We start from the raw sequence: 23,087 nt of genomic DNA, 5'->3' as shown, positions 1-23,087 counted from the left end.
CGATTGCAGTGATCTACGGACGGAAGACCGCGCGCAGGCAGTCGTCCTCCTTGTTCTTGAACATCTCGTATCCGCGCACCGCCTCGGTGAGTGGAAGGTCGTGCGTCATGAGCCAACTCGGATCCAGGCGGCTTTCGAGGACGTGCTCGAACAGGGTGGGCATGTACCGCTGGCCGTGTTGCTGTGCCGTCCGCAGGGTCAGGCTCTTGTTCGTCAGTACCGCCATGGGGAACTTGTCGGTGACACCGTAGATGCCGAGCACCGACACCACTCCGCCCTTGCCGCAGGACAGGATCGCCTCACGCAGGGAGGTCGCGCGGTCGCTCTCCATCCGCAATGCCTGCTTGACCTTGTCGTAGGCCTGCATGACGCCGGTGCCGTGACCTTCCATGCCGACCGCGTCGATACACGCGTCCGGTCCGCGTCCGCCGGTGCTCTCGCGGAGCGTCTCGTAGACGCTGTCGACCTCGGTGTAGTCCACGGTTTCGGCGCCGATCCTCTTCGCGGCACGGTCGAGCCGGTCGCGGAAACGGTCGATCACGATCACCCGTTCGGCGCCTATGATCCTCGCGCTCGCCGCGGCCATGAGGCCTACGGCGCCGGCGCCCCAGACCGCTACCGTGTCGCCCGGGGAGATGTCGCAGAAGTCGGCGCCCATGTAGCCCGTCGGGACCGCGTCGGACAGGAACAGGGCCTGCTCGTCGCCCACTCCGTCGGGGATCGGGAAACAGTTGACGTCGCCGAAGGGCACGCGGATGTACTCGGCGTGCGAACCCTGGTACCCGCCGAACGGGTGGGTGTAGCCGTAGATTCCGCCGGTGGGATAGCCCAGCACGGGCTGCTGCATCGCCGCGTTCGGGTTGGTGGTGTCGCACACCGCGTGCAGGCCGTCGGCGCAGTACGGGCACTTCCCGCATCCGATGAACGACGGCACGACCACCCGGTCGCCGACCCGCACCGAGGTCACCTCCGGGCCGGTGTCGACGATCTCGCCCATGAACTCGTGGCCGATCACATCGCCCTCCCGCATCCCCGGCAGGTATCCGCCGAGGAAGTGCAGGTCGGAACCGCAGGTCGTGGTGAGTCGGACCCGCACGATCACGTCGTGCGGGTTGACCAGGCCGGGATCGTCGACCGTCTCCACCGACAACTCGTTCACACCCATCCAGCACAGCGCTCGCATCAGGCGTCTCCTTCCGATTCGCGGGCACTCGGACTGCCCTGCAGGGTGGGGATCTCACCGGTCTGCATGAGGGCCCGCGCACGGTAGAGCGCGGTGAAGGTCAGGGCCCCGGTGACGAGATCGGGGACGGGAACCTCGGCGCGCAGGGTCATCTCGGTACCGCCCCGGGGCGCGTCGGACACCGCGAGCACCACGCGCGGACCCGGGGTGTCCGCGTCGTCCTCACCGACGAATGCGAGCCCTTCCGAGGTGACGTCGACGCGGGTGTCCCAGGTCGTCGTTCCGCCGGGGCCCTCCCATGTCCAGCGCAGCCGGTTCGCTTCGACCGTCTCCACCCGCACGTGGTCGCCGAAGACTCTGCTCAGGTTCTCGGGATCACGCCAGAACTGCATGACCTGTGCGCGCGGAGCCGCGACGGTCACCGTCTGCGGTCTCCGGGCGTCGACGGGCCGGTCGACGGCACGCCGGACGAAGCCACCCACCGAGCGGCCGGCGTCGTCGATCGCCCTGTTAGCGTTCTCCACGACTCGGCCCGCGTTCTGCACGACCCTGCTGAAGTCGACCACCGTCGTCTCCTCACCGGTACGGACGGACAGATCTGCCGGTCGCCGGATCGAGGACGTACGCCACAGTGGCTGTCGGGAAGATCGAGGCGGCCGATGACGTTGAGTACCCGTGTACGCCGGACCGACAAACCGTCGCCGCTGCACTGTGCCCGCGCATGCGCGTGGCCGGGTGAGCGCACGGCTCCCCGGCTGCACAGCACGTACCAGCAGATGATGCAATGGTGTGACGGAAACGACCCGGTCGTCGCGACGACCGCAAGGAGGGATCGGCCCAGTATGAGCGGCATCTACAACAACGTCACCGAGCTGGTCGGGCGCACCCCGATCGTCAAGCTCAACCGTCTGACCGAGGGCGCTGGCGCCACCGTCGCCGCGAAGCTCGAGTTCTACAACCCGGCCAACAGCGTCAAGGACCGCATCGGTGTCGCGATCATCGACGCCGCCGAGAAGTCCGGTGAGCTGAAGCCCGGCGGCACGATCGTCGAGGGCACCTCCGGCAACACCGGTATCGCGCTCGCCATGGTCGGCGCTGCCCGCGGCTACAAGGTCATCCTCACGATGCCCGAGACGATGTCGACCGAGCGTCGCGTCATGCTCCGCGCCTACGGTGCCGAGATCGTCCTGACCCCGGGTTCCGAGGGCATGAAGGGCGCCGTCGCGAAGGCCGAGGAGATCGTCGCGAACACCGAGAACGCCATCCTGGCCCGCCAGTTCGGCAACCCGGCGAACCCGGAGATCCACGAGCGCACCACCGGTGAAGAGGTCTGGAACGACACCGACGGTGCCGTCGATATCTTCGTCGCGGGTATCGGCACGGGTGGCACGCTCACCGGTGTCGGCCGCACCCTCAAGGCCCGCAAGCCCGACGTGAAGATCGTCGGTGTCGAGCCCGCCGACTCGCCGATCCTCACCGGCGGTGAGCCCGGACCGCACAAGATCCAGGGCATCGGCGCAAACTTCGTGCCCGAGGTTCTCGACCGCGAGATCTACGACGAGATCGTCGACGTGAAGTTCGACGACGCCATCGAGGTCGCCCGTCGCCTGGGCACCGACGAGGGCATCCTCGGCGGCATCTCGGCCGGCGCCAACGTGTGGGCCGCACTCGAGATCGCGAAGCGTCCGGAGAACGCCGGCAAGCTGATCGTCGTCGTCGTTCCCGACTTCGGCGAGCGCTACATCTCCACCCCGCTCTTCGAGCACATCCGGGACTGATCGCCGTCGTGGGTATCCTGCACACTCTCCGGGAGGATCTGCAGTCGGCGCGCGGCCACGATCCGGCCGCGCGCAGCGACGCGGAGAACGCCATCGTCTATTCGGGGCTGCACGCGATCTGGTCGCACCGCATCGCGCACCGGATGTGGCAGGTGCCCGCCCTGAAGGGACCTGCGCGGATCCTCGCGCAGTTCACCCGGTTCCTCACCGGCATCGAGATCCACCCCGGCGCGACCATCGGCCGGCGGTTCTTCATCGACCACGGCATGGGCGTGGTCATCGGTGAGACGGCCGAGATCGGCGACGACGTGATGCTCTACCACGGCGTGACGCTCGGCGGCCGGTCGCTGGCGAAGGAGAAGCGTCATCCGACGCTGGGCAACCGTGTCACCGTCGGGACGGGGGCGAAGGTCCTCGGCCCGGTGGTGATCGGCGACGACAGCGCGATCGGCGCCAACGCCGTGGTCACCCACGACGTGCCGGAGGATTCGATCGCCACTGGTATCCCCGCGACCGTCCGGTCCCGCAAGAAGCACGAACCGCTCGTGGATCCGACGACGTACATCGATCCCGCGATGTACATCTGAGGTCGCGTCCTCCCGAAACACGAACGAGGGGGAGGATATGTGCGAGTTCTCCGTCGAGAACGCACATATCCTCCCCCTCGTCGTCGGGGATCAGCCCTCGTAGCCGGGCGGGTAGAGCACGGACTTCAGTTCGCAGAACGCCTCGAGTCCTTCGGGGCCGTTCTCACGCCCGATGCCCGAGTTCTTGAAGCCGCCGAACGGCGAACCGGGATCGAATGCGTACCAGTTGATTCCGTACGTTCCGGTGCGCACACGCGACGCGATCTCGAGGCCCTTCTCGATGTCGGTGGTGTACACCGAACCGGCGAGGCCGTAGTCGGAGTCGTTGGCGATCTTCACGGCCTCGTCGACGCTGTCGTAGGGCAGCACGCACAGCACGGGACCGAAGATCTCCTCACGGGCGATCGTCATCGAGTTGTCGACGTCGGCGAAGATCGTCGGCTCGACGAAGTAACCCTTGTCGAGGTGCGCCGGACGGCCGCCGCCGATCACGACGCGGGCACCCTCTTCCTTGCCCTTGGCGATGTAGCCCTCGACGCGGTCGCGCTGCTTGGCGGAGATCAGCGGACCGATCTGCGCGGCCTCGTCGCCGGGAGGGCCGACGGGGAAGAATGCGGTTGCGCCGGCGACCTTCTCGACGACCTCGTCGTAGCGGGAGCGCGGAGCCAGGATGCGTGTCTGGCCGACACATGCCTGACCGGTGTTGATGAGCCCCGACATCACGAGCATGGCGATGGTGGAGTCGAGGTCGGCGTCCTCGAGGACGATGGCCGCGGACTTGCCGCCGAGTTCGAGTGAGCAGCGCTTGAGGTTGCGTGCTGCGATCTCGCCGATGTGCTTGCCCACCGCGGTCGAACCGGTGAAGGTGATCTTGTCGATGTCGGGATGGGACACGAGGTTCTCGCCGGTCTCGGCGCCGCCCGGAACCACCGACAGCACGCCTTCGGGAAGACCTGCCTCGGTGAAGATCTCGGCGATGAGGTTCACGGCCAGCGGAGCCTCGGGTGCGGGCTTGAGCACCACCGAGCATCCGGCGAGCAGGGCGGGTGCGATCTTGTTGGCGCACAGGAACAGCGGCACGTTCCACGCGATGACGGCGGCGACGACGCCGACCGGTTCGCGGGTGACGCGGGTGCGGCCGAAGGACCCGGTCCGTTCCTCGACCCAGTTGAACGAGTCCGCCAGTCCGGCATAGTAGTTCAGCGTGCCCAGGGCCGGGGTCATCTGCACCATCTGGACGGAGGGGCCCGGCTGTCCGAGTTCGGAGGCGATGACGCCGGCGATCTCGTCGTTGCGCTGCTCGATGAGCGAGATGGCCTTGGCGAGTACCTGGGCGCGTTCGGCCGGCGACGTGCGCGGCCACGGCCCGTCGTCGAAGGCACGCCGGGCGGCGGCGACCGCGGCGTCGACGTCCTTCGGTCCCGCGACCGGCACGGAGCCGACGCGCTCCTCGGTGGCGGGGGAGAACACCTCGAGTCTCTCGTCGGTCGACGGTGCCACCCATTCGCCGCCGATGAACAACTTGTCGTAGTCGGTCATGTCTTCCTCATCCGTTGCTGTGTGCTCACGTCTCGGATCGCGCGGCCGTCGAGCGCGCCGCGGTGCTGTGACCCCGAACACTAGAACACGTTACAGCCTGAGGCCAGAGGGTCACCAGATCGAATGGGACCGGACGGCCTCACTCCCCGAGGTGGCAGCGCCGGTGCAGCAGGCGGATCTCCTGTTCGAGTTCGGGAACGGGCCCGTCGACGACGGCATCCGGCACGACCTCGCGGATCGGCAGTGGACGGACCGGTGCCGGTGGCACGCCCATCTCGTCGAGCCACCGGACGAGTTGCTCGGAGGACGCCGCGTAGACGATCCGCCCCAGGCCGACCCAGCCGTGCGCGGCCGCACACATCGGGCAGTGCTCACCGGAGGTGTAGACGGTCGCGGTGGCGCGCCGGTCGGGTTCGAGATGTTCGGCGGCCCATCGTGCGAGCTCGAACTCGGGATGCCGGGTGCTGTCGCCGCCTGCGACGCGGTTGCGGTCCTCGGCCAGGACCTTGCCGTCCGCATCGACGAGCACCGACCCGAACGGCTCGTCGCCGGCCGCGACCGCCTCCTCCGCGAGTTCGACGCACCGCCGCAGATGCTGCAGATCCGTGTCGTTCACCATCGATGTCTCTTCCTCCCTCGGCTGCACAGTAGGGGCGGGGGAGGAGCCGGGTGGCGCGAATCGGCGACCGTCACCACACTGGAGGGTGCCCAACGGTCAGGAGACATGACATGGCGGAGAACAATCCGTTCGGGTTCGACCCCGACGATCTCGACCGCGTGGTGCGGGAAGCCGGTGAGGAACTGCGGGAACTGAAGGACCGCATCTTCTCGTTCCTCGAGCCGCCGGTAGCGCCGACGCGCACGCAGCCGCGGCCCGAGACCACCGGTGAGAAGGGCGACGGCGTCTGGGTCGTCTACACCACCGACGACGACGGCGTGGCCCGCGTCGACCAGGTCCATCGCACCGAACTCGACGCGCTGCGCACGCTCAAGGGCAACACCGACCCGCGACGTTCGGTGCGGTTCCTGCCCTACGGGATGAGCGTGAGCATCCTCGACCGCCCGAGTGCCACAGACGAGAGTGCCGCGGAGGACAGTGCCACCGGGGACACGGCTCCCGACGATGCGACCGGCGAGAACTGATCAGGCTTCATCCACCGTCGTGGAACGACAGATCGGCCACCGTCGTGGAACGACAAGTCAGCCACCGTCGTGGAACGACAAGTCAGCCACCGTCGTGGAACGACAAGTCAGCCACCGTCGTGGAACGACAAGTCAGCCACCGTCGTGGAACGACAAGTCAGCCACCGTCGTGGATGTACGAGGCGAGCTGGTCGCGTTCGGTCTGTAGTTCGTCGATGCGGCTCTTGACCACGTCGCCGATACTGACGATCCCGACCAGCTGAGAGTCCACCACGACCGGCAGGTGCCGGATCCGTTGTTCGGTCATGGTCTCGGCGAGACTGTCGACCGAATCGGTGGGCAGGCAGGTCGTCACCGTCCGGGACATCAGTTCGTGTGCCGGCGCGGCGAGGATCGAGGGGCCCCGTTCGTGGAGGGCGCGTACGACGTCGCGTTCGGTGACGATCCCGGCGACGCTCCTGCCCTCGCACACCACCATCGCGCCGATGTTGAACCGCGCGAAGTCGCCGATGAGCTCGCATACCGTGGTGTCGGGCCCGACCGTGTGCACCGCCGAACCCTTGTTCCGCAAAATGTCAGCAATCCGCATCCGGTACCGCCGATCTGCTCGCAGAGCATCCCGGCGGCCCGCTACCGGTTTCCGCCGGGACTCCGATGTGGTCCTCAGGGTAGGCCGGAAAGCCCGGTGTGCCGGGTCAGGTTATCCAGTCGTGACCTGCGGCGACGATCGATGCGCCGGTGAGAGTGCCCAGTGCGCCGAGTTCGGCGGGGACGATCTGCAGGTCCTGTACGAACCGCAGGCGGGCGTGCCGGGCCGCCGACGCGAGCATCGGCCGCCACAGGTGCCCGCCCGATTGCGCGAAGCCTCCGCCGACGACCACCCGTCCCACATCCACCAGTGCCGCTGCCGACGCGATGACCTGCCCCAGCGCCGTCCCGGCCCGTTCGAGTGCCGCGGCGGCGACGCCGACCCCGGACTCGGCGTCCGCGGCCAGTGCGACACCGTCGGGGCCTTGCCAGCCGTGGGCACGGGCCCAGCGCACCGCCGACGGGCCGCTCGCCACGGTCTCGATGCAGCCGACGCCTCCGCACGCGCACACCGTCGTGCCGTAGGGCGAGACGACGTGCCCTATGTGGCCGGCGTTTCCGGTGCGGCCGCGCACGATCCGGCCGCCGAGCACGAGACCGCCGCCGATGCCGGTGCCGAGCACGACCCCGAGCAGGTCGGCGACGTCACGTCCGGCACCGAAGCGCTGTTCGGCGAGGGTCGCGGCCGCACCGTCCATCACCAGATCGACACGCGCCTCGGGGAACACCGAACGCACGGCGTCGACGAGTGCGAAGCCGGAACTCCACTCGGAGATGTTGATCGGGCCGATCGTCCCGGCGTTCGTGTCGACCGGTCCTGCCGCGGCGATACCCACGGCGGTCACCGGTTCCTCACCGACCTCCGCGACCTCCCGGAGCAGCCCCGCGCACGCGTCCCACACGTCCTTGCGGGGGACCGGCACGGAACGGGCTTCGAGCGGGGTGCCGTCGTCGGCGGCGACGGCCGCGGCGAGCTTGGTGCCGCCGACGTCCAGGGCCAGTGCGGTCATGGCGACGACATTAAGCGACGGGTCAGCGTCGCCGCAGGACCAGGACCAGGTTGCTGACGAGGAACTCTCGGACACCGGGCACGTTCACGAGCCACCACGCCCAGTTCGGGTGGTAGCGGGGGAACGCCGCGAGCAGTTCACCGTCGGGTGTCGAACGTGCCCAGCGCAGACCGTCGCTCGCGCCGACGTCGAACAGCGACACCCCGTACCGGTTCTTCGGTTCCCGGCCGTGTTTGCGGGCGTAGCGCCGGGCCGCGTACTCGCCGCCGAAGGCGTGCCACGGACCGGTCTCGTGCCCGCCGAACGGCCCCCACCACAGGGTGTACGACAGCACCATCAGTCCGCCGGGACGCGTGACGCGCAGCATCTCGTCGGCCATCACCCACGGCGTCGGAACATGTTCGGCGACGTTCGACGAGAAGCACACGTCCACCGATCCGGTACGCAGCGGCAGTGCCAGGCCCGAGCCGCGGATCGCACCGCCCACCTGCAGACCGGCGGCGTGCATCTCCGACGGGTCGGGCTCGATCGGCACGTACCGCGAACCCACCTCGGTGAACGCATCCGCGAAGTAACCCGGTCCACCGCCGACGTCGACGACCGTGGTGCCCGTCAGATCGGCGCCGGTCAGCCCCGTGTAGAGATCGCCGATGAGGTCGACGGTGTCGCGCGCGAGACCACCGTAGAACTTCTCCGGTTCCGTCTGTTCGAACCGGAAGCTGCCGAGCAACCCCACGGAACGGCGCAGTGTGGCGCGGCGGGCGAACAGCCGGGTCACGTCGGTGCGGGGTCGGGTCGTCGATGGCACGTCCAGTCACCTTAGTGCGGGCCCCGCGCTCGTCCCTCACCTGTCGCCGACCGGCACCCGCTACTGTGTCCTTGTCATCGTCCGAGTCACATCTGCCCGGCCGGGTGGTCGAGTCGACATACAGGGGGGTCACCGCGTGCGGGAGGTTCTGCTGCTCTGCTGGCGCGATAGCGGGCATCCGCAGGGCGGTGGCAGCGAGCGGTATCTCGAACAGGTCGGGGCGCAACTCGCGGCGCGCGGCGTCCGCGTCGTCCTGAGGACCGCCTCCTATCCCGGAGCTCCCGAGCGGGACCGGATCGACGGCATCACCGTCAGTCGCGGTGGGGGACGGCTCACCGTCTATCCGCGCGCGCTCGCCGCGATCCTCGCGGGCAGATTCGGTGTCGGCCCCCTCGCCGGTATCCGTCCCGACGCCGTCATCGACACCCAGAACGGCATCCCGTTCTTCGCCCGGCTCGTCGCCGGTGCCCCCGTCACGGTGCTCGTGCACCACTGTCATCGCGAGCAGTGGCCGGTCGCAGGCAGGCTGATGGCCAAGCTCGGCTGGTGGATCGAGTCGTCCCTGTCGCCGCGCGTGCACCGCCGCAACCAGTACCTCACCGTCTCCCTTCCGTCCGCCGACGAGCTGCGCGCTCTCGGCGTCGACCGGGAACGGATCGCCGTGGTCCGCAATGGTGTCGACGCCGTCCCCACCGGTGTCGCAGTGGGGGGCGACGACACACGCACGGCCCACCCGAGCGTGTGCGTGCTCTCACGGCTGGTGCCGCACAAGCAGATCGAGGATGCCCTCGCCGCGGTCGCGGCGCTGCGCGGCACCGTCCCCGGTCTGCATCTCGACGTCATCGGCGGCGGCTGGTGGGAGCAGAACCTCCGCGATGCGGCCGCAGAACTGGGCATCGGCGACGCCGTCACCTTCCACGGCCACGTCGACGAACAGCGCAAGCACGAATTGCTCGCCCGCGCCTGGGTTCACGTGATGCCCTCACGCAAGGAGGGGTGGGGTCTCGCGGTGGTCGAGGCCGCCCAGCACGGTGTGCCCACCATCGGTTACCGCAGTTCCAAGGGACTGACCGATTCGATCATCGACGGCGTGACCGGAGTGCTCGTGGACTCACCCGCCGAACTGACCGCCGCCGTCGCCGATCTGCTCGCCGACGCCGACCGTCGTCGTCAGCTCGGCAACAAGGCCCGCATCCGCGCCGGCGAGTTCTCGTGGGAGGCCACGGGGGAGGGCGTGCACGAGGTCCTGTCCGTCACGACCTTCGGGCACACCGTCTCAGGGCTGTTCCCGCGCGCCGACGAGCCGTCGACTCTCGCCGACCCGCTGCCCGAGCGCGCACCCAGCGCCGCCGGCCAGTACCAGTAACCACGCCACGTGCGCCCCGATCGCCAGGGCGCGGTGGGGCGACGGGGTCGAGGTGACGCCCTCCACCCGGTACAGGCTCAGATCCTCGTCGCGGTAGGCGGGTTCGAGCGTGTCGAGTGTGCTTTGTGAGTCGCCGAGTTCGCCCGGCGTGCCGTGCTCGACGAGCACCCAGCCCACCCCGCGCGCGGCGAGCGCACTCGGGTCCGCGCCGGACAGCAGCAAGGCTTCGACGTCCTCCGCGCGGCGACCCTCCCCGGCGACACTGCCCTCGGCGACGATCAGGGTTCCGGTCTGCAGGACGTCGGCGCGCAGCATGCGCGGGGACGGATCGAGCACCGGCACGGGCCCGGAGAAGTCGAAGACCCGGAACATGCCGGCGGGCAGCACCGCCACGTCGCCGTCGTCGACCGTGACGATCTGCGACACCCGTTCCCAGCCCGGCGGATAGCGCACGGGCTGCAGTTGCCCGCCCACACCCCACACCAGGTCGGGCAGCGCGACCAGCACGACGGCGATCGCGGCCAGCGCCCACACCGGTTCGGGCGCCGCGAAGCGCCGCGCGAGGACGGTCGTGCCGGCCGCCGCGGCGAGCGTGTAGGCGGGCATCGCCCACGCGACCCACTTCTGGGTGTCGCGCAGCAGTCCCGCGCCGGGCACGTTCACCATCGCCCATTCACCGACGGCGAGTCCCGGTCCGGTCGCGGCGAGGGCGACGACGAGCACCGCGAGGACGGCGGGCACCACGACCGCCACGATCACCGGATTCCTGCGTCGCCGCCACAGCGCCGGCACCCCGCACGCCACCACGGCGAGCAGCAGCAGGGTGCCCATCAGCGCCCATGCGGTGGTGCGCGAGGTGGGGACGGATTCGGCGTTCCAGATCCCGCCGAGTCCCGCCACCGAACCGATCGTGCCGAGCAGCGGTTCGGCCCGGGCGGCGAAGGCGCGCACACCGGCCGGGTCGGCTTCGGTGCCGCCACCGGCGAGTGCCGTCGCGACCAGCCACGGCAACGACACCGCGACACCCAGCGCGAGCGTGCCGCCCACGCGCGGCAGTACCCGCGTCCGGCCGCCGGGGGCGACGAGGACGGCGCAGGCCGTGACGATCGCCAGCAGGGCCCCGGTCGGGGTCAGCCCCGCGGCGGCCAGGCAGACCGCCGACGACGCCCACCCGCCGCGTCTCCGCCGCCGGATCGCGACGGCCGCGCAGATCGTCCACGGCAGCGCGGCGTACCCGGCGAGCAGACTCCAGTGGCCCTGCAGCAACCGCTCGGCGACATAGGGATTCCAGATCGCGACCGTCGCCGCGACGAGCCGGGCACCGGTTCCGCTCGTCGGCAGCACCACCGCGACCAGCCGCGCCGCACCCCACCCCGCCGCCCACAACGACGCGACGAGCAGCGCCGTGACCGCGACACCACCGTCGACGACGGTGCTCACCCACGCCAGCAGGGCGTCCTGCGGAACCGCGCGGGCGGCGGCGTCGGACAGACCGAGTGCGGAGTCGGTGGGGAACGATCGGGGAGTGCTCACCGCGTCGCGGAAGAGCAGGTAGCCGGGGGAGACGAGGAACGGGCCGAGCACCGCGACCGTCAGGACGAGGGACCAGACCGCCGGGAGAGCCGCCGTCGTGGAGATGCGGGACGACTCCGGGCGTGGCATGGCGGCAGAATACGGTGTCGTTCCGGATGGGAGGATGAGCGGATGCCGCGAACACCCCGACCCGCGTCGGAGGGCACCGAGACCACCCGTGGTTCGACGGGTACCGCCGTCGCCGGCATGACGCTGGTGACGGTCGGTGCGATGACCGCGAACCTCGCGTCCTATCTGTTGCACCTGCCGGCGGGACGTTGGCTCGGGCCCGCCGGATACGGCGAGTTCGCGAGCCTGCTCGCCGCGCAGCTCGTCCTCGCGGTGCCGGCGCTGGCGTTGCAGACGGTCGTCGCCCGGGAGGCCGTGCACGGCACCGGTGCCGCGGCGTTGCGCCGTCTCGGTTATCGCTGCGCCGTGCTCGCCTTCGTCGTCGCGATGCTTCTCGTGCCCGTCGTGGCGTGGGCGCTCGACACGAGCGTCGGGGGAGCGTTCGGATCGCTCGTCACCGCGCCGCTGCTCGTCCTCCTCGCTGCCGAACAGGGTCTGCTGCAGGGGCGGGGCAGGTTCGCGGCGCTCAGCGTCGTCCTGGCCGCCGCGGGCATCGCGAAGGTGGTGCCGGCCGTGGCGGTGCTCGCCGTCGGAGGAGGTCCCGGCGCCGCGCTGTTCGCCGGGGCGCTCGGCACGGGCGTGGTCGCGCTGGCCGCGAGCGTGCTCGTGGGCCGGACGTCGGGTGGGAGGACGGAGCCGGTCCCGACCGCCGGGGCGGTGCTGCGTGCCTCCCAGGTGCAGCTGGCCCTCATCGCCCTCACGTCGCTCGACCTGCTGCTCGCCCGCATGCTGCTCGACCCCGACTCGGCCGGCCTGTACGCACTGGGGGCGGTGGCGACGAAGGTCGCCTTCTGGTTGCCGCAGGCGGTCGGTGTGGTGCTCTATCCGCGGATGGCGAACCCCGCCCAGTCGGCGGCGGCGGTGCGGTCGGCGCTCACCGTCCTCGTCGCGATCGGCGCGGTGCTCGTCGCCGGCGCGGCGATTTGCGCACCGATCGTCCCGATGCTGGTCGGCGACGCCTACGGGCCGGTGCAGTCGCTGCTGTGGCTGTTCGCGTTGCAGGGTGCGTGTCTGGCGGTCCTGCAGGGCGCGCTGCTGTCGGCGATCGCCGGGGAACGCACCCATCTCGCGCTCGTCGCGTGGGCGGGCCTCGTCCTCGAGGCGGTGCTGATGTTCACGGTGGCGTCGACCCTGCGGCAGTTCATCGCCGTCGCCGTCGGTGTGGCCGCGGCGACGGCCGCGGTGGTCGCGGTGCTCGCTCTGCGCGGGGCTGCAGCGGCCCCGTCCACCGACGGGTCACCCACGAACGAGACCGCCCCCCACCGGGATCGGTGAGGGGCGGTTCGATTCGTCCAACGGACGATCACTCCTGCGTCGGAGGCTTCCGCAGATCGGTGCGCGGGATCTCCTGCGTCTGATCGGTCGTCCAGTCGCGCTGCTGCGCGTTCGGGTCGGTCTGGCGCGGGATGACCTCGGTGCGGTCATCGGTGTGATCGTGCTGCGCGCCGGCCGAATGCGCCGGGCCGACCGTGGTCGTGGCCGGGCCTGCCGGAGCGGGGCCGCCGGTCGCGGTGGCCGGACGACGGTTGCCGCCGCCGCGGATGCCGAGCACGAAGCCGACGATCAGCAGGATGACGCCGAGGATGCCGAGGATGATCGGCAGGGTGCGGCCGAACAGCGAGATGGTGTCCTGGCCGTCCTTGGCCTGGCCGATCTGGTACTCGATCGTCTCCTCGTCGAACGGCAACGTCACGTTGAGGACCGTTACCTCGGGCTTGTCGGCCTCGCGGGCGTAGTACTGGTCCTGCTGCTCCTGGCCCTTGACGACGACACCGGTGACCGGGTCGACCCACAGGTCGCGGATGTTGTTGTACCAGCGGGTCATCGTGATCGGCTCGTCGCCCTCACCGACACCCCAGGTGGAGGCGGGCAGGCTGAGCTTGTAGGTCTGGACCTCGGGGTCGGCCTTCGACAGGTCGACGGGGCCGATCTCCTGATGGAAGTGGTAGACCTTCATGCCGTTGATCTCTTCCTCACCGACGAAGTCGATGGGGTAGTTCTCGCGAGCGTTGATGTCGTAGTACGGGTACGACTCCTGCTGGACGTCGAACGGGAACTTGTACTGCAGTCCCTCGCGGTTGTCGATCTCCACCGGCGGCTGGTCGGCGCTCACCTGGACCGTGCTCACACGATCCGGGTACTCCTCCGCCGAGACGGGCATGGACGTCTTGCGGTTCACCGTGACGCGGTCGACGATGGCGGAGACGAGACCCGTGTCCCCCTGCATGTCGAGTCGTCGCACCGTCTGACCGGACTGCAGCGTCATGATCTCGGCATCCGAGGGATCCTCGACGGTGACGAAGCGCTGCGCGACGATCGGCACGTCGCGATCGACCTGCGCGTTGCCGGCGAGCAGCTGGCGGGAGTTGAGGATGTCGCCCGTGCCCTCGGCGACCGTGGTCACCTCGAGATCGAGCGGTGTCGTCCTCAGCTTCCCGAGCGTGTACGTCGGCACGAGAATCGCGATCACCAGGAGGAAGGCCCCCAGGCCCACCAGAATCATTGCCAGTATCCGGCCGGAGCTCGAACGCTCAGCCATGCTTTCTCCTCACTCAACGGTCGTCATCGAGTACCCCCACCGGCAGCAGCAGGGCTGCACGGATCGCCTGGCATCCGGCCCGCGAACACCACGTGAGCTCAGACACTAACAGCCCGGTATGGCAATATGCGCGCCCGCTCACCGCTGGGACGGATCCGTAGTCGATCTTCGTCGCTGCCGGGATCGTCCTGTTCCGGACGATCCTGCTCTGTCCGCCGCTCCGACGACACGGCACACTGGTGCGCGATGACCACCACCACCGACCGGAACCGCAGCGTGAGCGGATTCCTTCCGGCACTCGAAGGGATGCGCGGCTTCGCCGCAGTGGGCGTGTTGATCACCCACGTCGCGTTCCAGACCGGCGCAGTGCACGACTCGCCGATCGGCCGGGTGTGGGCACGGTTCGACCTCGCCGTCGCCCTGTTCTTCGCCCTGTCCGGCTTCCTGCTGTGGCGTCCGCACGCCGCTGCGGCCCGCGGATTCGGACCGTCCCCCTCGGCGACCCGCTACTTCCTCTCCCGCGCCACCCGCATCCTCCCCGCCTACTGGACCGTCGTGATCCTGGTGCTGTGGTTGCTGCCCGGCGCGGGCGGCGGCGCGAAGGTGTGGTGGTCGAATCTCACGCTCGTGCAAGTGTTCGTCCCACTCACTCTCACCGAGGGCCTCACCCAGATGTGGAGTCTGTCGGTGGAGGTGGCCTTCTATCTCGTGCTGCCACTGCTGGCGCTGGCGGTGAGCGGGCTGCGCGGGGACGCCGCCCGATACCGCGTCCCGCTGCTGCTCGCCGTGAGCGGACTGTCGTTGCTGTGGGCGTGGATTCCGGTCGGCACCCCCGACCACATCAACCACACCAACTGGCTGCCCGGCTATCTGCCCTGGTTTGCGGCGGGCATGATCCTCGCCGAACTCGTCACCGGACCGGAGACATGGATCCACCGGCTCGCGGCGCGACGCGCGGTGATGGGAGCGATCGCGGTGGGCGCCTTCGCGGCCGCGGCCACCCCGCTGGCCGGACCGGAGACGCTGACCGATCTCGCACCCTCCGAGTACTTCGCCAAGATCGCCCTGGGCGCGATCATGAGCTTCGCGCTGCTCGCCCCGCTGACCCTCGCGCCGCGCCGGCAGCACCGCGTTCTGGCGAGCCCGGTCGCACTGGCCGTCGGGCGCTGGTCGTACGGCCTGTTCATCTGGCACCTCGCGGTGCTGTCGATCGTCTTCCCCGTCTTCGGGATCCTGGCCTTCGCGGGGCACTTCTGGTTCGTGCTGACGGTGACGGTCGTGCTGAGCCTGGCGGTCGCGTCCGTCAGTTACGCCCTCGTGGAGGAGCCGGCGCGCGCCGCCTTCCACCGCTGGGACAAGGCCCGGCGCGGCACCGCGGCCAGGCCCACCGCGACCACGCCGACGAGCGCCGCGAACTGAATCAGGAACGAGTGCCCGACATATCCGTCGGGTGATCGCCACGGCCCGGTGGACAGCAGCGCCATCGCCAGCATCGTTGCGCCGCCCGCGGTGCCCACGAGCACACGTGACGTCACGACGGGGCCGCGGCGCAGCACGAGCGCACCGATCCCCACCGCGCCGACGACCGCGACGGCGGCACCGACCCATCCCGCGAGGAGCGTCGCGGCGACCAGCACACCGGCCAGTGCGAGAGCCGACGAACCCCAGGTGCGCGGCGTCGGACCCGGATCCTCGTCGCGCCTGCGGGGCCACACGGCCGCCGCGAACAGCGGGACGAGCAACAACAGCCCGCCGAAGATCCCGAGCCGGTACCAGCGGTCGGTAGCGAACTCGAGGGTCAGCGTCTGCTGCGGGCCGGCCGGCACGATCCAGCCCTGCTGCCAGCCGTCCACGACGACCGGCGTCGCCACGGTGCCGTCCGGGGTGCGGGCCACCCAGCCGACGTTGGTGCTCTCGGGCACCACCACGAGCCGGTCCTCGTCGCCCGCCGGAACCGTCACCTCGCGCAGGTTCTCCGTCCAGCGGCCCTTGTCGAGTTCCGTCGGCTCCGCGACGGGCGCATCGGAACCGGGGACGTCGAGCCGCAGGCCCGAGACGACGAAGGCCGCGCCGGGATCGACGTCGATGTCGACCCGGCCCGGATTCATGCCGACGACGTCGGTGTCGCACAGCGTCGCAGGAACCTCCACGCCCGCGGCGAGATCGGCGACCCGCGCGGTGAGCGACGTGCGGTAACTGCGCCCGTCGATCTCCACGACGGGTCCGCGCTCGCAGTCGACGGTCACGGTCTCGTCGTAGACGGATCCCTGTGCGCCGATCGGCCCGTCGTCGCCGAGCACCGACACCTCGGCGAGCCCGGGAGGGGTGAGTTTCGAGAAACCCAGCACGGTGCGGTCGAGGGTGTCGCGCCAGCGCACCACGGTGAGTTCGATCCGGTCCGTGGCGTGCGGGGTCAGGTCGACGATCGTGTCGTCACCGTCGAGTTCGCGCACCTGAGGTCCGTTGCCGAGATTCACCGCGACCCGCGACGGCGCGACCGGCAGCGCTCCCAGCGCGGCCCTGATGTCCAACCCCGTGACGCGTCGTTCCTCGGGCAGTTCCAACGTGAGCGACGGCCTCGGCGCACCCGCTTCGAGCGAGCTCTCCTCCGCGGTCCACGACGTCCGGGGATCACCGTCGGTGAGGGCGAACGCCGAGCCCTGCAGGTCGACGACGTCGGCGTCACCGCGCGCGACGACCCGGTCCGAGCGGTCCACGAGATCTTCGAGTGCAGGCCCGGGACGTGCGCGCAGGAGCAGTTCCGGGCGGACCCAGGTCTCCTGCGGCACATCCAGGGTGCGGGTGAACACGCCGGGTTCCTCCGCGGAGGTGGCGAGCCCTCGCGCGCAGCGCACGCGGTCGTCGGTGTCGACGCAGCTGCCGCGGCCGGGGAACTCCTGTCCGAGCTGCCATCCGCGTACCGCGGCGTCCTCGGCAGGGCCCGGCACCACGATGCGGCGCCGGATGTCGATCGGGCGCGGATCGTTCCGGTCGGTGAAGTCCTCGACGACCACCTCGGTGAGACCGAACTGGTTGCCGACCGTGCCGCGTTCGGTGTGCACGGACGTGATGCGGATCCACGAGGTGGTGCCCAGCGGCAGCGCGACCGTCTGCTCGCGTCCCGGCTTGTCGACGCGCACCGCCGTGCTGCCCCGGTCGGTGGACACCTCGAGCCACTTGACGGGATCGCCCAGAGCACCGGAGCTCGTCGTCAGGTGCAGCAGACCCGCCTCGATAGGCCGGTCGAGGTCGAGCTGCAGCCACTGGCCGACCGCCGATTCGAGTCCGTTGCTGTGCCAGCCGGTCGTCGGGTCTCCGTCGACCACCGCGGCCGGGCTGCTCGCCACCGACGTGCCACCGAGCTGGGTGGCATCCGACGCCGCGCTCGACACGCTGATACGGGCGCCTTCCCATTCGGCCCGGACGAGTTCGGTGTCGGGCACCGGATAGTCGGGGACGGCGTTGTGGGTGCGGCGCGGGTCGTCGGCCGTGCGGATCGTCGACGAATGATGATCGACCTGCCCGTAGTCCGTCTCGCGGTCCGTCGGGGTGTCGGTGACCGTCACCTCGTCGACGGGGAGACCGGCGCGGGCCGCGTCGGCCGCGAGGAGTGTGGGACCGACGAAATCGGGCTGCGCGGTGTTGCGGCGCAGCAGAGCCTCGGGGCCACCCTGCACGACCGGCACGTCGGCGGCGTCCACGACATAGGGACCGACGGGCGCCGCGGCCGGTTCGGCGACACGGTAGATCTCCACGGCCGGATAGGTCGGTCGCAGGTCGGCGTCGGTGACGAAATCCTCCGGGTTGTCGAAGACGATGTCGTCACCGAACTCGGCGACCCGCTCGATGCCCGGCGAACCGTCGAGCGCGCGATGCACGAGGGCCGGTCGCGCAGCGGGGGAGGTGTCGGGATCGAGGTCGTTGCGCACCACCAGGAATCCGATGCCCTGGCCGCGCAGGGTGGCGGCGAGACCGTCGGACGGGCGGCCGTCGGCGATGTCGCGTTGCACGGCGTCGAGGGCGCGGATGGCGCCGGGCGGCACGAGCGGCACGGCGTCGCGCACGGCCCACGGCGTCGACGCGAGGGCCTGCAGTGGTTCGTCGCGGGTGAGGCCCCACAGCTGGCTGCCGAACGGCGCGCCGGGAACGATGAGGGCGCGTTCGCCGCGCTCGCTCGTGTTGTCCTCGAGCCAGGCAGCCGCGGCGTGCCAGTGTTCGGGGACCTCGTCGTAGGCGCCGCGCGGGGCGAGCCGGCCGGTCCACGCGAGCGAGGTCGCGAGCGTCATCGCGACGAGGATCAACGTCGTCACCGCGACCATCGGATTGCGTTCTGGATGTGCGAAGGCGTTCCGGGCGCGCGTCCACGGCACCGATCCGGGCAGCGGCACGGCGCGCAGCAGATGCGCGAGCCCGAGCACGATCGGCAGTCGCACGAGCGGTTCGAGCTTGTGGACGTTGCGCAGCGGCGCACCGGTGGTGTCGAGGAACAACCGGACCTGCTCGGCGAACGGCGAGTCGAGCTGGCCGACGTAGCCGACGCCCATGCCGACGAGGCCCACCACGAGGATCAGGGTGAGGCGACCGCGCGCCGGCATCGACCGCATCGCGAGACCGGCGAGACCGGCCGCGGCCAGGGCGCCGGTGACGAGGACGGCGGCGGGCTGCGTGACGAGCACGGCGCCCGCGATGCGTTCGGGGGAGACGAAGGGCGTCCAGCTGCTGGTGCCGCGCAGCACCTCGGTGAGCGACGTCCACTCGGTGGTGACACCGGACGATTCGATGAAGTCGAGGAAGGGCGGACTGACGCGGCCGAGCAACAGCAGCGGCACCATCCACCAGGTCACCGCGACGACGCACAGGGGCAGCCACCACAGCGTGAAGCGCCACCAGCGCCGGTTCGGGCGGTGCGCGGCCCACCACAGGGCCGCGACGAGACAGGCCGCGGCGGTCGCGACGGCGTTGATCGCGCCCATGAGCGCCACCGCCAGGGCGGACTGCGCAGCGAGCCGGCGGGCCGAGCCGGGGTTCTGCGTGTTCAGATACCGCACCAACGGCAGCAGCACCCACGGCGCCAGCATCATCGGATGTGCTTCCGACGAGATGGAACCGAGGGTCGTGAGGACGCGCGGGGACAGCACGAACACCGTCGCCGCGATCAGGCGGGAGCTACGGCTCCCGATGCCGAGAGCTTCGGCGAGGCGGACGAGGCCCCAGAATCCGGCGACGAGCAGCAGCACCCACCACACCCGCTGGGTGATCCACGGGGGGATGTGCAGCAGTTGTCCCGCGGCGAAGAACGATCCGTGCGGGAAGAAGTAGCCGTACGCCTGGTTCTGCACCTGCCCGAGCGGCGCCACACTGCTCCACTGGTGAGCGGCGCGCGTGAGGAAGCCGATCGGGTTCTGCGTCAGGTCGTACTTGGTGTCGGCGACGACCAGGCCCGGAACCTGGGCGAACGACAGGACCACCGCCACCGCGGTGACTGCGTACAGCCACCGACGGGACAGCGGTTCGGCGGACGGGAGCTCCGTCTCGCCTCGGTACGTGCGTGAACTCGAAGCGTTGCCGGCGCCGTCAGCGGCTGCCGTACTCAACCTGGTTCAGGAGGGACGAATCGGCGTTGCCACTGCGATCGATCTGAGGGCGCGAATTCTCCTGTACAGCGGCCGTCACGCCGAAGACCGCCACGGCGCCGAGTACGGCACCGACGACCACGCTACCCAGGCCCGGTCCCAGGAACTTCCCCATTCCGTCTCCCCATCTCCAGTGACGCAGGCAGTCATCGCCGGCCGCCACGCTGTCTATCGGTCCGCGCCAAACTATCACCCCGGAAGGCGTCGGCGGACGGTGCGAGCCTCCGAGTCGATCTTCACCGTCGCGGCGGTGCGCTACACGCCCAGCGCGCCGAGCAGCGTGCGCAGTTTCGCGGTGGTCTCGTCGAGTTCGGCGACGGGATCGGAATCGGCCACGATGCCACCTCCGGCCCAGGCCACGGCGCGTCGGCCGTCGGAACTGAGCTCCGCGCACCGGATGGCGACGAACCAGTCGCCGTCGCCCTGTTCGTCGCACCAGCCCACCGCGCCGCCGTAGAAGCGCCGGTCGCCCTCGACCCGGGAGATCACGTCCAGCGCGGCCTCGGTCGGGGTGCCCGCCACGGCCGGGGTGGGATGCAGGACGTGGGCGAGGGTGAGCGCGTCGGTACCGGGGTCGCGGAGGGTGCCGGTGATCGGCGTGGCGAGATGCCAGACATCGGGGGTCGCGGTGAGCTCGGGCTTGTCGGGGATGTCGAGGTCGCTGCACAACGGGGCCAGTCGCGTGCGGATCCAGTCGACGACGAAACCGTGCTCGGTGAGGTTCTTGTCCGAGGTCAGCAGTTCCTCACCGGCACGACGGTCCTCGTCCGGATCGGCCCGGCGTGCGGCGGTCCCGGCGAGGGGACGGCACGTGACGGTGTCACCGCGTCGGCTCACGAGCAGTTCGGGGGTCGCGCCGACCAGCGTGTGCCCCCAGTAGCGTTCACCCGCCGCGCTCAGGTCCAGCGCGTACGTCGCCGCGTCGGGATGGCGTTCGATCATGCGGGCCGCGAGCGCGAGCGGGTCGAGGGGGTCGTCGGCCTCGAGCGCGACCCGCCGGGCGGCGACGACCTTCTCCATCTCCCCGAGGGACAACCGCTCGACGAGCCGGCGCACCCGCTCGACGTGCACGCGGGGCAGTGGCAGCTCGGCGGAGATCCGCACCGGTGGCAGGTCCGACAGGTCGGACGGGGCCTGCCACGGGCCGTCGGTGATCTCGACGTCGTCGGGCTGCGCGAGGGCCACCGGACGGTGCCGCGAGAACGGCAGTGCACCGACGACGATCGTCGCCTTGCCGCTGCGGAGTGCCTGCGTGGCGGAGTGGACGTCGTCGAAGAACCGGCGGGTGCCGGTGGCGTGCACCGAGCGTTCGGCGCGCGAGAGCAGGAATCCGTCCATGGTGGATCGACAATATCCCTGCCTGTACCCGGCGCGCCGGTGACCCGGTGCGGGGCGTCAGCGACCCGGCGGCACGATCAGGACCGGTCTGTGACTGTGCCGGAGCACATGATCGGCCACCGACGACTGCAACAGCGACCGCAGACCGGTGGTGCCGCGGGTACCGGTGACGATGATGTCGACGTCGAGCTCGTCGGCGGCCTCGATGATCGCCGACCACACCGCGTTGACGACCTCGACGGTGCGGCCCTCGGCGTGCAGACCCGTCGAGCGGGCCAACTCGAGGCCCTCGTCGTTGGTGATGCGCGCGTCGGACAATGCGACGTCCTCGCTGTCCTCGTCGGGCACCCAGTCGGGTTGCATGACGCCGGACAGGCCGGACATACGGGCGGCCTGCCGGACCATCGGTTCCCAGGCGGTGACGACGACGGCGCGGCAGGACTCAAGGAAACGACCCGCATACTGCACGGCACGCTTCGAGTTCTCGGAACCGTCGTAGGCGATGAGGATCAGATCTGCGCCCACCGCGTACCCCCTGGGTCGGATTCGGATGCTCGGGTGCACCTTAACCCGCCGGAGCGTCCCTGGGGGAGGTTCGAGCTGTGGGTCTCCGAGGTTCGTCCGCTACCGTCGGCACCATGCGGATCCGTCACACTGTCGCCGCCGTGCTCGCGGTCGCCCTCACCACCGCGGGATGCGGTTCGTCCGATTCGGGCGGCGACGACCCGGTCGAGGCGACGTCGAGTTCGGCGACCGCCCCGTCCACCACCGCGACCGCCACGACCACCGAGGCGACCGCAGCTGCGACGTCGGCGACCTGCGGCGACGATCTGCTCGCCCGGCTGACGCTGCGGCAGAAGCTCGCCCAGTTGCTCAACGTCGGGGTCACGAGCGCCGCCGACGCGCAGGCCGTCGTCGAGTCGGAGCAGATCGGCGGCATCTTCATCGGCAGCTGGACCGACGCGTCGATGCTCACCGACCGTCTCGTGCCGCAGGTCGCTGCGCAGAGCGCGTTGCCGCTCATGGTCACGATCGACGAGGAGGGCGGCCGCGTGTCGCGCGTCGGCGACCTGTTCGGGCCCGACCCGTCCGCGCGGGAGACGGCGCAGACGATGACGGTCGACGAGACCTACCGGATGGCGTTCGAACGCGGACAGGAACTGAAGTCGCTGGGCATCACCGTCGACTTCGCGCCGGACGTCGACGTGAGCAGTCAGCCCGACGACTCCGTCATCGGCGACCGCTCGTTCTCCGACGATCCCGAGGTCGTCACGCAGTACGCCGGCGCCTACGCGCGGGGACTGATCGACGCCGGAATCATGCCGGTGCTCAAGCACTTTCCGGGCCACGGTTCGGCCTCCGGCGATTCGCACACCGGTGCCGTGACCACCCCGCCGATCGAACAACTGCAGCAGAGCGATCTCGTGCCGTACCGCAGTCTGGTCTCGCCCGAGGTGGGTGTCATGCTCGGCCACCTCGACGTGCCGGGACTGACCGGCGGACTGCCCGCGAGCATCAGCCCGGCGGCGGTGGACCTGCTCCGCTCGGGTGCCTACGGCGGCCCCGCCTTCGGCGGCGTGATCTTCACCGACGACCTGTCGGGGATGCGCGCGATCACCGACACCTACGGCATCACCGAGGCCGTCGAGGCCGCGATGGTGGCGGGTGTGAACCAGGCGCTGTGGCTGACCACCGACGAGGTGCCCGCCGTGCTCGACCATCTCGAGCAGGTCGTCGCGGAGGGCACGCTCTCACCCGAATGGGTCGACGAATCGGTGCGGACCGTGACACGCGCGAAGGGCGCTCTGGACTGCTGAAATGACGCAGGTTGCTTCGACCGCAGGCTACCTACCGTAGAGTAAGAACTTCATTCG

The 23,087-nt window shown here is 70.2% G+C and carries 20 protein-coding genes; 7 read left to right on the top strand and 13 right to left on the bottom strand.

Going from position 1 to position 23,087, the window contains the following annotated elements; genetic code table 11:
* Positions 1–13: 13 nt before the first annotated feature.
* Together CKW34_RS20805 and CKW34_RS20800 are read right to left on the bottom strand one after the other, a co-directional pair.
* The gene (locus CKW34_RS20805) at positions 14–1,183 is read right to left on the bottom strand and encodes a zinc-dependent alcohol dehydrogenase (protein ID WP_059383773.1); all 1,170 of its coding nucleotides are present in this window, start codon (positions 1,181–1,183) and stop codon (positions 14–16) included.
* On the bottom strand, positions 1,183–1,749 hold the full coding sequence (locus CKW34_RS20800) for an SRPBCC family protein (RefSeq protein ID WP_059383774.1): 567 nt from the start codon (positions 1,747–1,749) through the stop codon (positions 1,183–1,185). Before CKW34_RS20800 ends, CKW34_RS20805 begins: the two co-directional genes overlap by 1 nt.
* A 276-nt stretch (positions 1,750–2,025) precedes the next feature.
* Here CKW34_RS20800 and cysK point away from each other — a divergent pair, with 276 nt between their 5' ends.
* Positions 2,026–2,961 (top strand): cysteine synthase A, encoded by a 936-nt coding sequence (gene cysK, locus CKW34_RS20795; protein ID WP_059383775.1) that lies wholly within the window; start codon positions 2,026–2,028, stop codon positions 2,959–2,961.
* An 8-nt stretch (positions 2,962–2,969) separates the two neighbouring features.
* Positions 2,970–3,548, top strand: a complete 579-nt coding sequence (epsC, locus tag CKW34_RS20790; protein ID WP_059383776.1) for a serine O-acetyltransferase EpsC — start codon at positions 2,970–2,972, stop codon at positions 3,546–3,548.
* A gap of 90 nt (positions 3,549–3,638) precedes the next feature.
* Here the strand turns inward: epsC and CKW34_RS20785 are convergent, their stop codons facing one another.
* Both CKW34_RS20785 and CKW34_RS20780 read right to left on the bottom strand, forming a co-directional pair.
* Positions 3,639–5,087 carry an aldehyde dehydrogenase gene (locus CKW34_RS20785; protein ID WP_059383777.1) on the bottom strand — a complete coding sequence of 483 codons (1,449 nt, stop codon included), beginning with the start codon at positions 5,085–5,087 and terminating at the stop codon, positions 3,639–3,641.
* Positions 5,088–5,226: 139 nt separating this feature from the next.
* Complete coding sequence (locus tag CKW34_RS20780) at positions 5,227–5,706, bottom strand: nucleoside deaminase (RefSeq protein WP_059383778.1); 480 nt, start codon at positions 5,704–5,706, stop codon at positions 5,227–5,229.
* A gap of 110 nt (positions 5,707–5,816) precedes the next feature.
* On the opposite strand from CKW34_RS20780, the gene CKW34_RS20775 reads away from it, so the two are divergent.
* Positions 5,817–6,230, top strand: a complete 414-nt coding sequence (locus CKW34_RS20775; RefSeq protein ID WP_059383779.1) for a hypothetical protein — start codon at positions 5,817–5,819, stop codon at positions 6,228–6,230.
* A 157-nt stretch (positions 6,231–6,387) separates the two neighbouring features.
* On the opposite strand, the gene CKW34_RS20770 is transcribed toward CKW34_RS20775, so the two are convergent.
* The 3 genes from CKW34_RS20770 to CKW34_RS20760 all read right to left on the bottom strand — a co-directional run bounded on the left by CKW34_RS20770 (position 6,388) and on the right by CKW34_RS20760 (position 8,606).
* Positions 6,388–6,819 (bottom strand): CBS domain-containing protein, encoded by a 432-nt coding sequence (locus tag CKW34_RS20770; protein WP_059383780.1) that lies wholly within the window; start codon positions 6,817–6,819, stop codon positions 6,388–6,390.
* Between the two features lie 106 nt (positions 6,820–6,925).
* A complete protein-coding gene (locus CKW34_RS20765) occupies positions 6,926–7,828 on the bottom strand; it encodes an ROK family protein (protein ID WP_059383781.1) in 903 nt (300 codons plus the stop codon).
* 22 nt (positions 7,829–7,850) lie between these two features.
* Positions 7,851–8,606, bottom strand: coding sequence for a class I SAM-dependent methyltransferase (locus CKW34_RS20760; protein ID WP_059383782.1), 756 nt, complete (start codon positions 8,604–8,606; stop codon positions 7,851–7,853).
* A gap of 166 nt (positions 8,607–8,772) precedes the next feature.
* Here CKW34_RS20760 and CKW34_RS20755 point away from each other — a divergent pair, with 166 nt between their 5' ends.
* Positions 8,773–10,002, top strand: coding sequence for a glycosyltransferase family 4 protein (locus CKW34_RS20755; RefSeq protein ID WP_059383783.1), 1,230 nt, complete (start codon positions 8,773–8,775; stop codon positions 10,000–10,002).
* On the opposite strand, the gene CKW34_RS20750 is transcribed toward CKW34_RS20755, so the two are convergent.
* On the bottom strand, positions 9,913–11,664 hold the full coding sequence (locus CKW34_RS20750; protein WP_059383784.1) for a hypothetical protein: 1,752 nt from the start codon (positions 11,662–11,664) through the stop codon (positions 9,913–9,915). The genes CKW34_RS20755 and CKW34_RS20750 overlap by 90 nt on opposite strands.
* Before the next feature lie 42 nt (positions 11,665–11,706).
* Here CKW34_RS20750 and CKW34_RS20745 point away from each other — a divergent pair, with 42 nt between their 5' ends.
* The gene (locus CKW34_RS20745; RefSeq protein ID WP_059383785.1) at positions 11,707–12,978 is read left to right on the top strand and encodes a lipopolysaccharide biosynthesis protein; all 1,272 of its coding nucleotides are present in this window, start codon (positions 11,707–11,709) and stop codon (positions 12,976–12,978) included.
* Between the two features lie 28 nt (positions 12,979–13,006).
* Here CKW34_RS20745 and CKW34_RS20740 read toward each other — a convergent pair whose 3' ends face one another.
* On the bottom strand, positions 13,007–14,242 hold the full coding sequence (locus CKW34_RS20740) for a PorA family protein (protein WP_162232231.1): 1,236 nt from the start codon (positions 14,240–14,242) through the stop codon (positions 13,007–13,009).
* Between the two features lie 246 nt (positions 14,243–14,488).
* Here CKW34_RS20740 and CKW34_RS20735 point away from each other — a divergent pair, with 246 nt between their 5' ends.
* Positions 14,489–15,661: an acyltransferase family protein gene (locus CKW34_RS20735; protein ID WP_059383787.1), complete on the top strand. Its 1,173-nt coding sequence runs from the start codon at positions 14,489–14,491 to the stop codon at positions 15,659–15,661.
* On the opposite strand, the gene CKW34_RS20730 is transcribed toward CKW34_RS20735, so the two are convergent.
* The 4 genes from CKW34_RS20730 to CKW34_RS20715 all read right to left on the bottom strand — a co-directional run bounded on the left by CKW34_RS20730 (position 15,550) and on the right by CKW34_RS20715 (position 21,738).
* Positions 15,550–19,836, bottom strand: coding sequence for an alpha-(1->3)-arabinofuranosyltransferase (locus CKW34_RS20730; RefSeq protein WP_059383788.1), 4,287 nt, complete (start codon positions 19,834–19,836; stop codon positions 15,550–15,552). The two genes, CKW34_RS20735 and CKW34_RS20730, sit on opposite strands and share 112 nt — an antisense overlap.
* Entirely contained in the window at positions 19,817–19,990 is a 174-nt protein-coding gene (locus CKW34_RS20725; protein WP_006552672.1) for a DUF2613 domain-containing protein, read from the bottom strand. The genes CKW34_RS20730 and CKW34_RS20725 overlap by 20 nt, the downstream gene beginning before the upstream one ends.
* Positions 19,991–20,130: 140 nt before the next feature.
* On the bottom strand, positions 20,131–21,213 hold the full coding sequence (locus CKW34_RS20720; RefSeq protein ID WP_059383789.1) for an isochorismate synthase: 1,083 nt from the start codon (positions 21,211–21,213) through the stop codon (positions 20,131–20,133).
* Between the two features lie 57 nt (positions 21,214–21,270).
* Complete coding sequence (locus CKW34_RS20715) at positions 21,271–21,738, bottom strand: universal stress protein (protein ID WP_016695522.1); 468 nt, start codon at positions 21,736–21,738, stop codon at positions 21,271–21,273.
* A gap of 113 nt (positions 21,739–21,851) precedes the next feature.
* Between CKW34_RS20715 and CKW34_RS20710 the strand changes: the two genes are divergently transcribed.
* Positions 21,852–23,030, top strand: coding sequence for a glycoside hydrolase family 3 N-terminal domain-containing protein (locus tag CKW34_RS20710; protein ID WP_059383864.1), 1,179 nt, complete (start codon positions 21,852–21,854; stop codon positions 23,028–23,030).
* Positions 23,031–23,087 lie beyond the last annotated feature (57 nt).

This window comes from Rhodococcus rhodochrous (genome assembly GCF_900187265.1).
Taxonomy (GTDB): domain Bacteria; phylum Actinomycetota; class Actinomycetes; order Mycobacteriales; family Mycobacteriaceae; genus Rhodococcus; species Rhodococcus rhodochrous.
This window is presented reverse-complemented; position numbering and strand designations above follow the sequence as displayed.

Bases quoted from the DNA above. Each gene is read 5' to 3' on its own strand.
- CKW34_RS20725 (WP_006552672.1), bottom strand. From the start codon at position 19,990: ATGGGGAAGTTCCTGGGACCGGGCCTGGGTAGCGTGGTCGTCGGTGCC.
- CKW34_RS20785 (WP_059383777.1), bottom strand. From the start codon at position 5,087: ATGACCGACTACGACAAGTTGTTCATCGGCGGCGAATGGGTGGCACCG.
- CKW34_RS20750 (WP_059383784.1), bottom strand. From the start codon at position 11,664: ATGCCACGCCCGGAGTCGTCCCGCATCTCCACGACGGCGGCTCTCCCG.
- CKW34_RS20740 (WP_162232231.1), bottom strand. From the start codon at position 14,242: ATGGCTGAGCGTTCGAGCTCCGGCCGGATACTGGCAATGATTCTGGTG.
- CKW34_RS20735 (WP_059383787.1), top strand. From the start codon at position 14,489: ATGACCACCACCACCGACCGGAACCGCAGCGTGAGCGGATTCCTTCCG.
- CKW34_RS20770 (WP_059383780.1), bottom strand. From the start codon at position 6,819: ATGCGGATTGCTGACATTTTGCGGAACAAGGGTTCGGCGGTGCACACG.
- CKW34_RS20765 (WP_059383781.1), bottom strand. From the start codon at position 7,828: ATGACCGCACTGGCCCTGGACGTCGGCGGCACCAAGCTCGCCGCGGCC.
- CKW34_RS20745 (WP_059383785.1), top strand. From the start codon at position 11,707: ATGCCGCGAACACCCCGACCCGCGTCGGAGGGCACCGAGACCACCCGT.
- CKW34_RS20775 (WP_059383779.1), top strand. From the start codon at position 5,817: ATGGCGGAGAACAATCCGTTCGGGTTCGACCCCGACGATCTCGACCGC.
- cysK (WP_059383775.1), top strand. From the start codon at position 2,026: ATGAGCGGCATCTACAACAACGTCACCGAGCTGGTCGGGCGCACCCCG.
- CKW34_RS20780 (WP_059383778.1), bottom strand. From the start codon at position 5,706: ATGGTGAACGACACGGATCTGCAGCATCTGCGGCGGTGCGTCGAACTC.
- CKW34_RS20720 (WP_059383789.1), bottom strand. From the start codon at position 21,213: ATGGACGGATTCCTGCTCTCGCGCGCCGAACGCTCGGTGCACGCCACC.
- CKW34_RS20710 (WP_059383864.1), top strand. From the start codon at position 21,852: ATGCGGATCCGTCACACTGTCGCCGCCGTGCTCGCGGTCGCCCTCACC.
- CKW34_RS20805 (WP_059383773.1), bottom strand. From the start codon at position 1,183: ATGCGAGCGCTGTGCTGGATGGGTGTGAACGAGTTGTCGGTGGAGACG.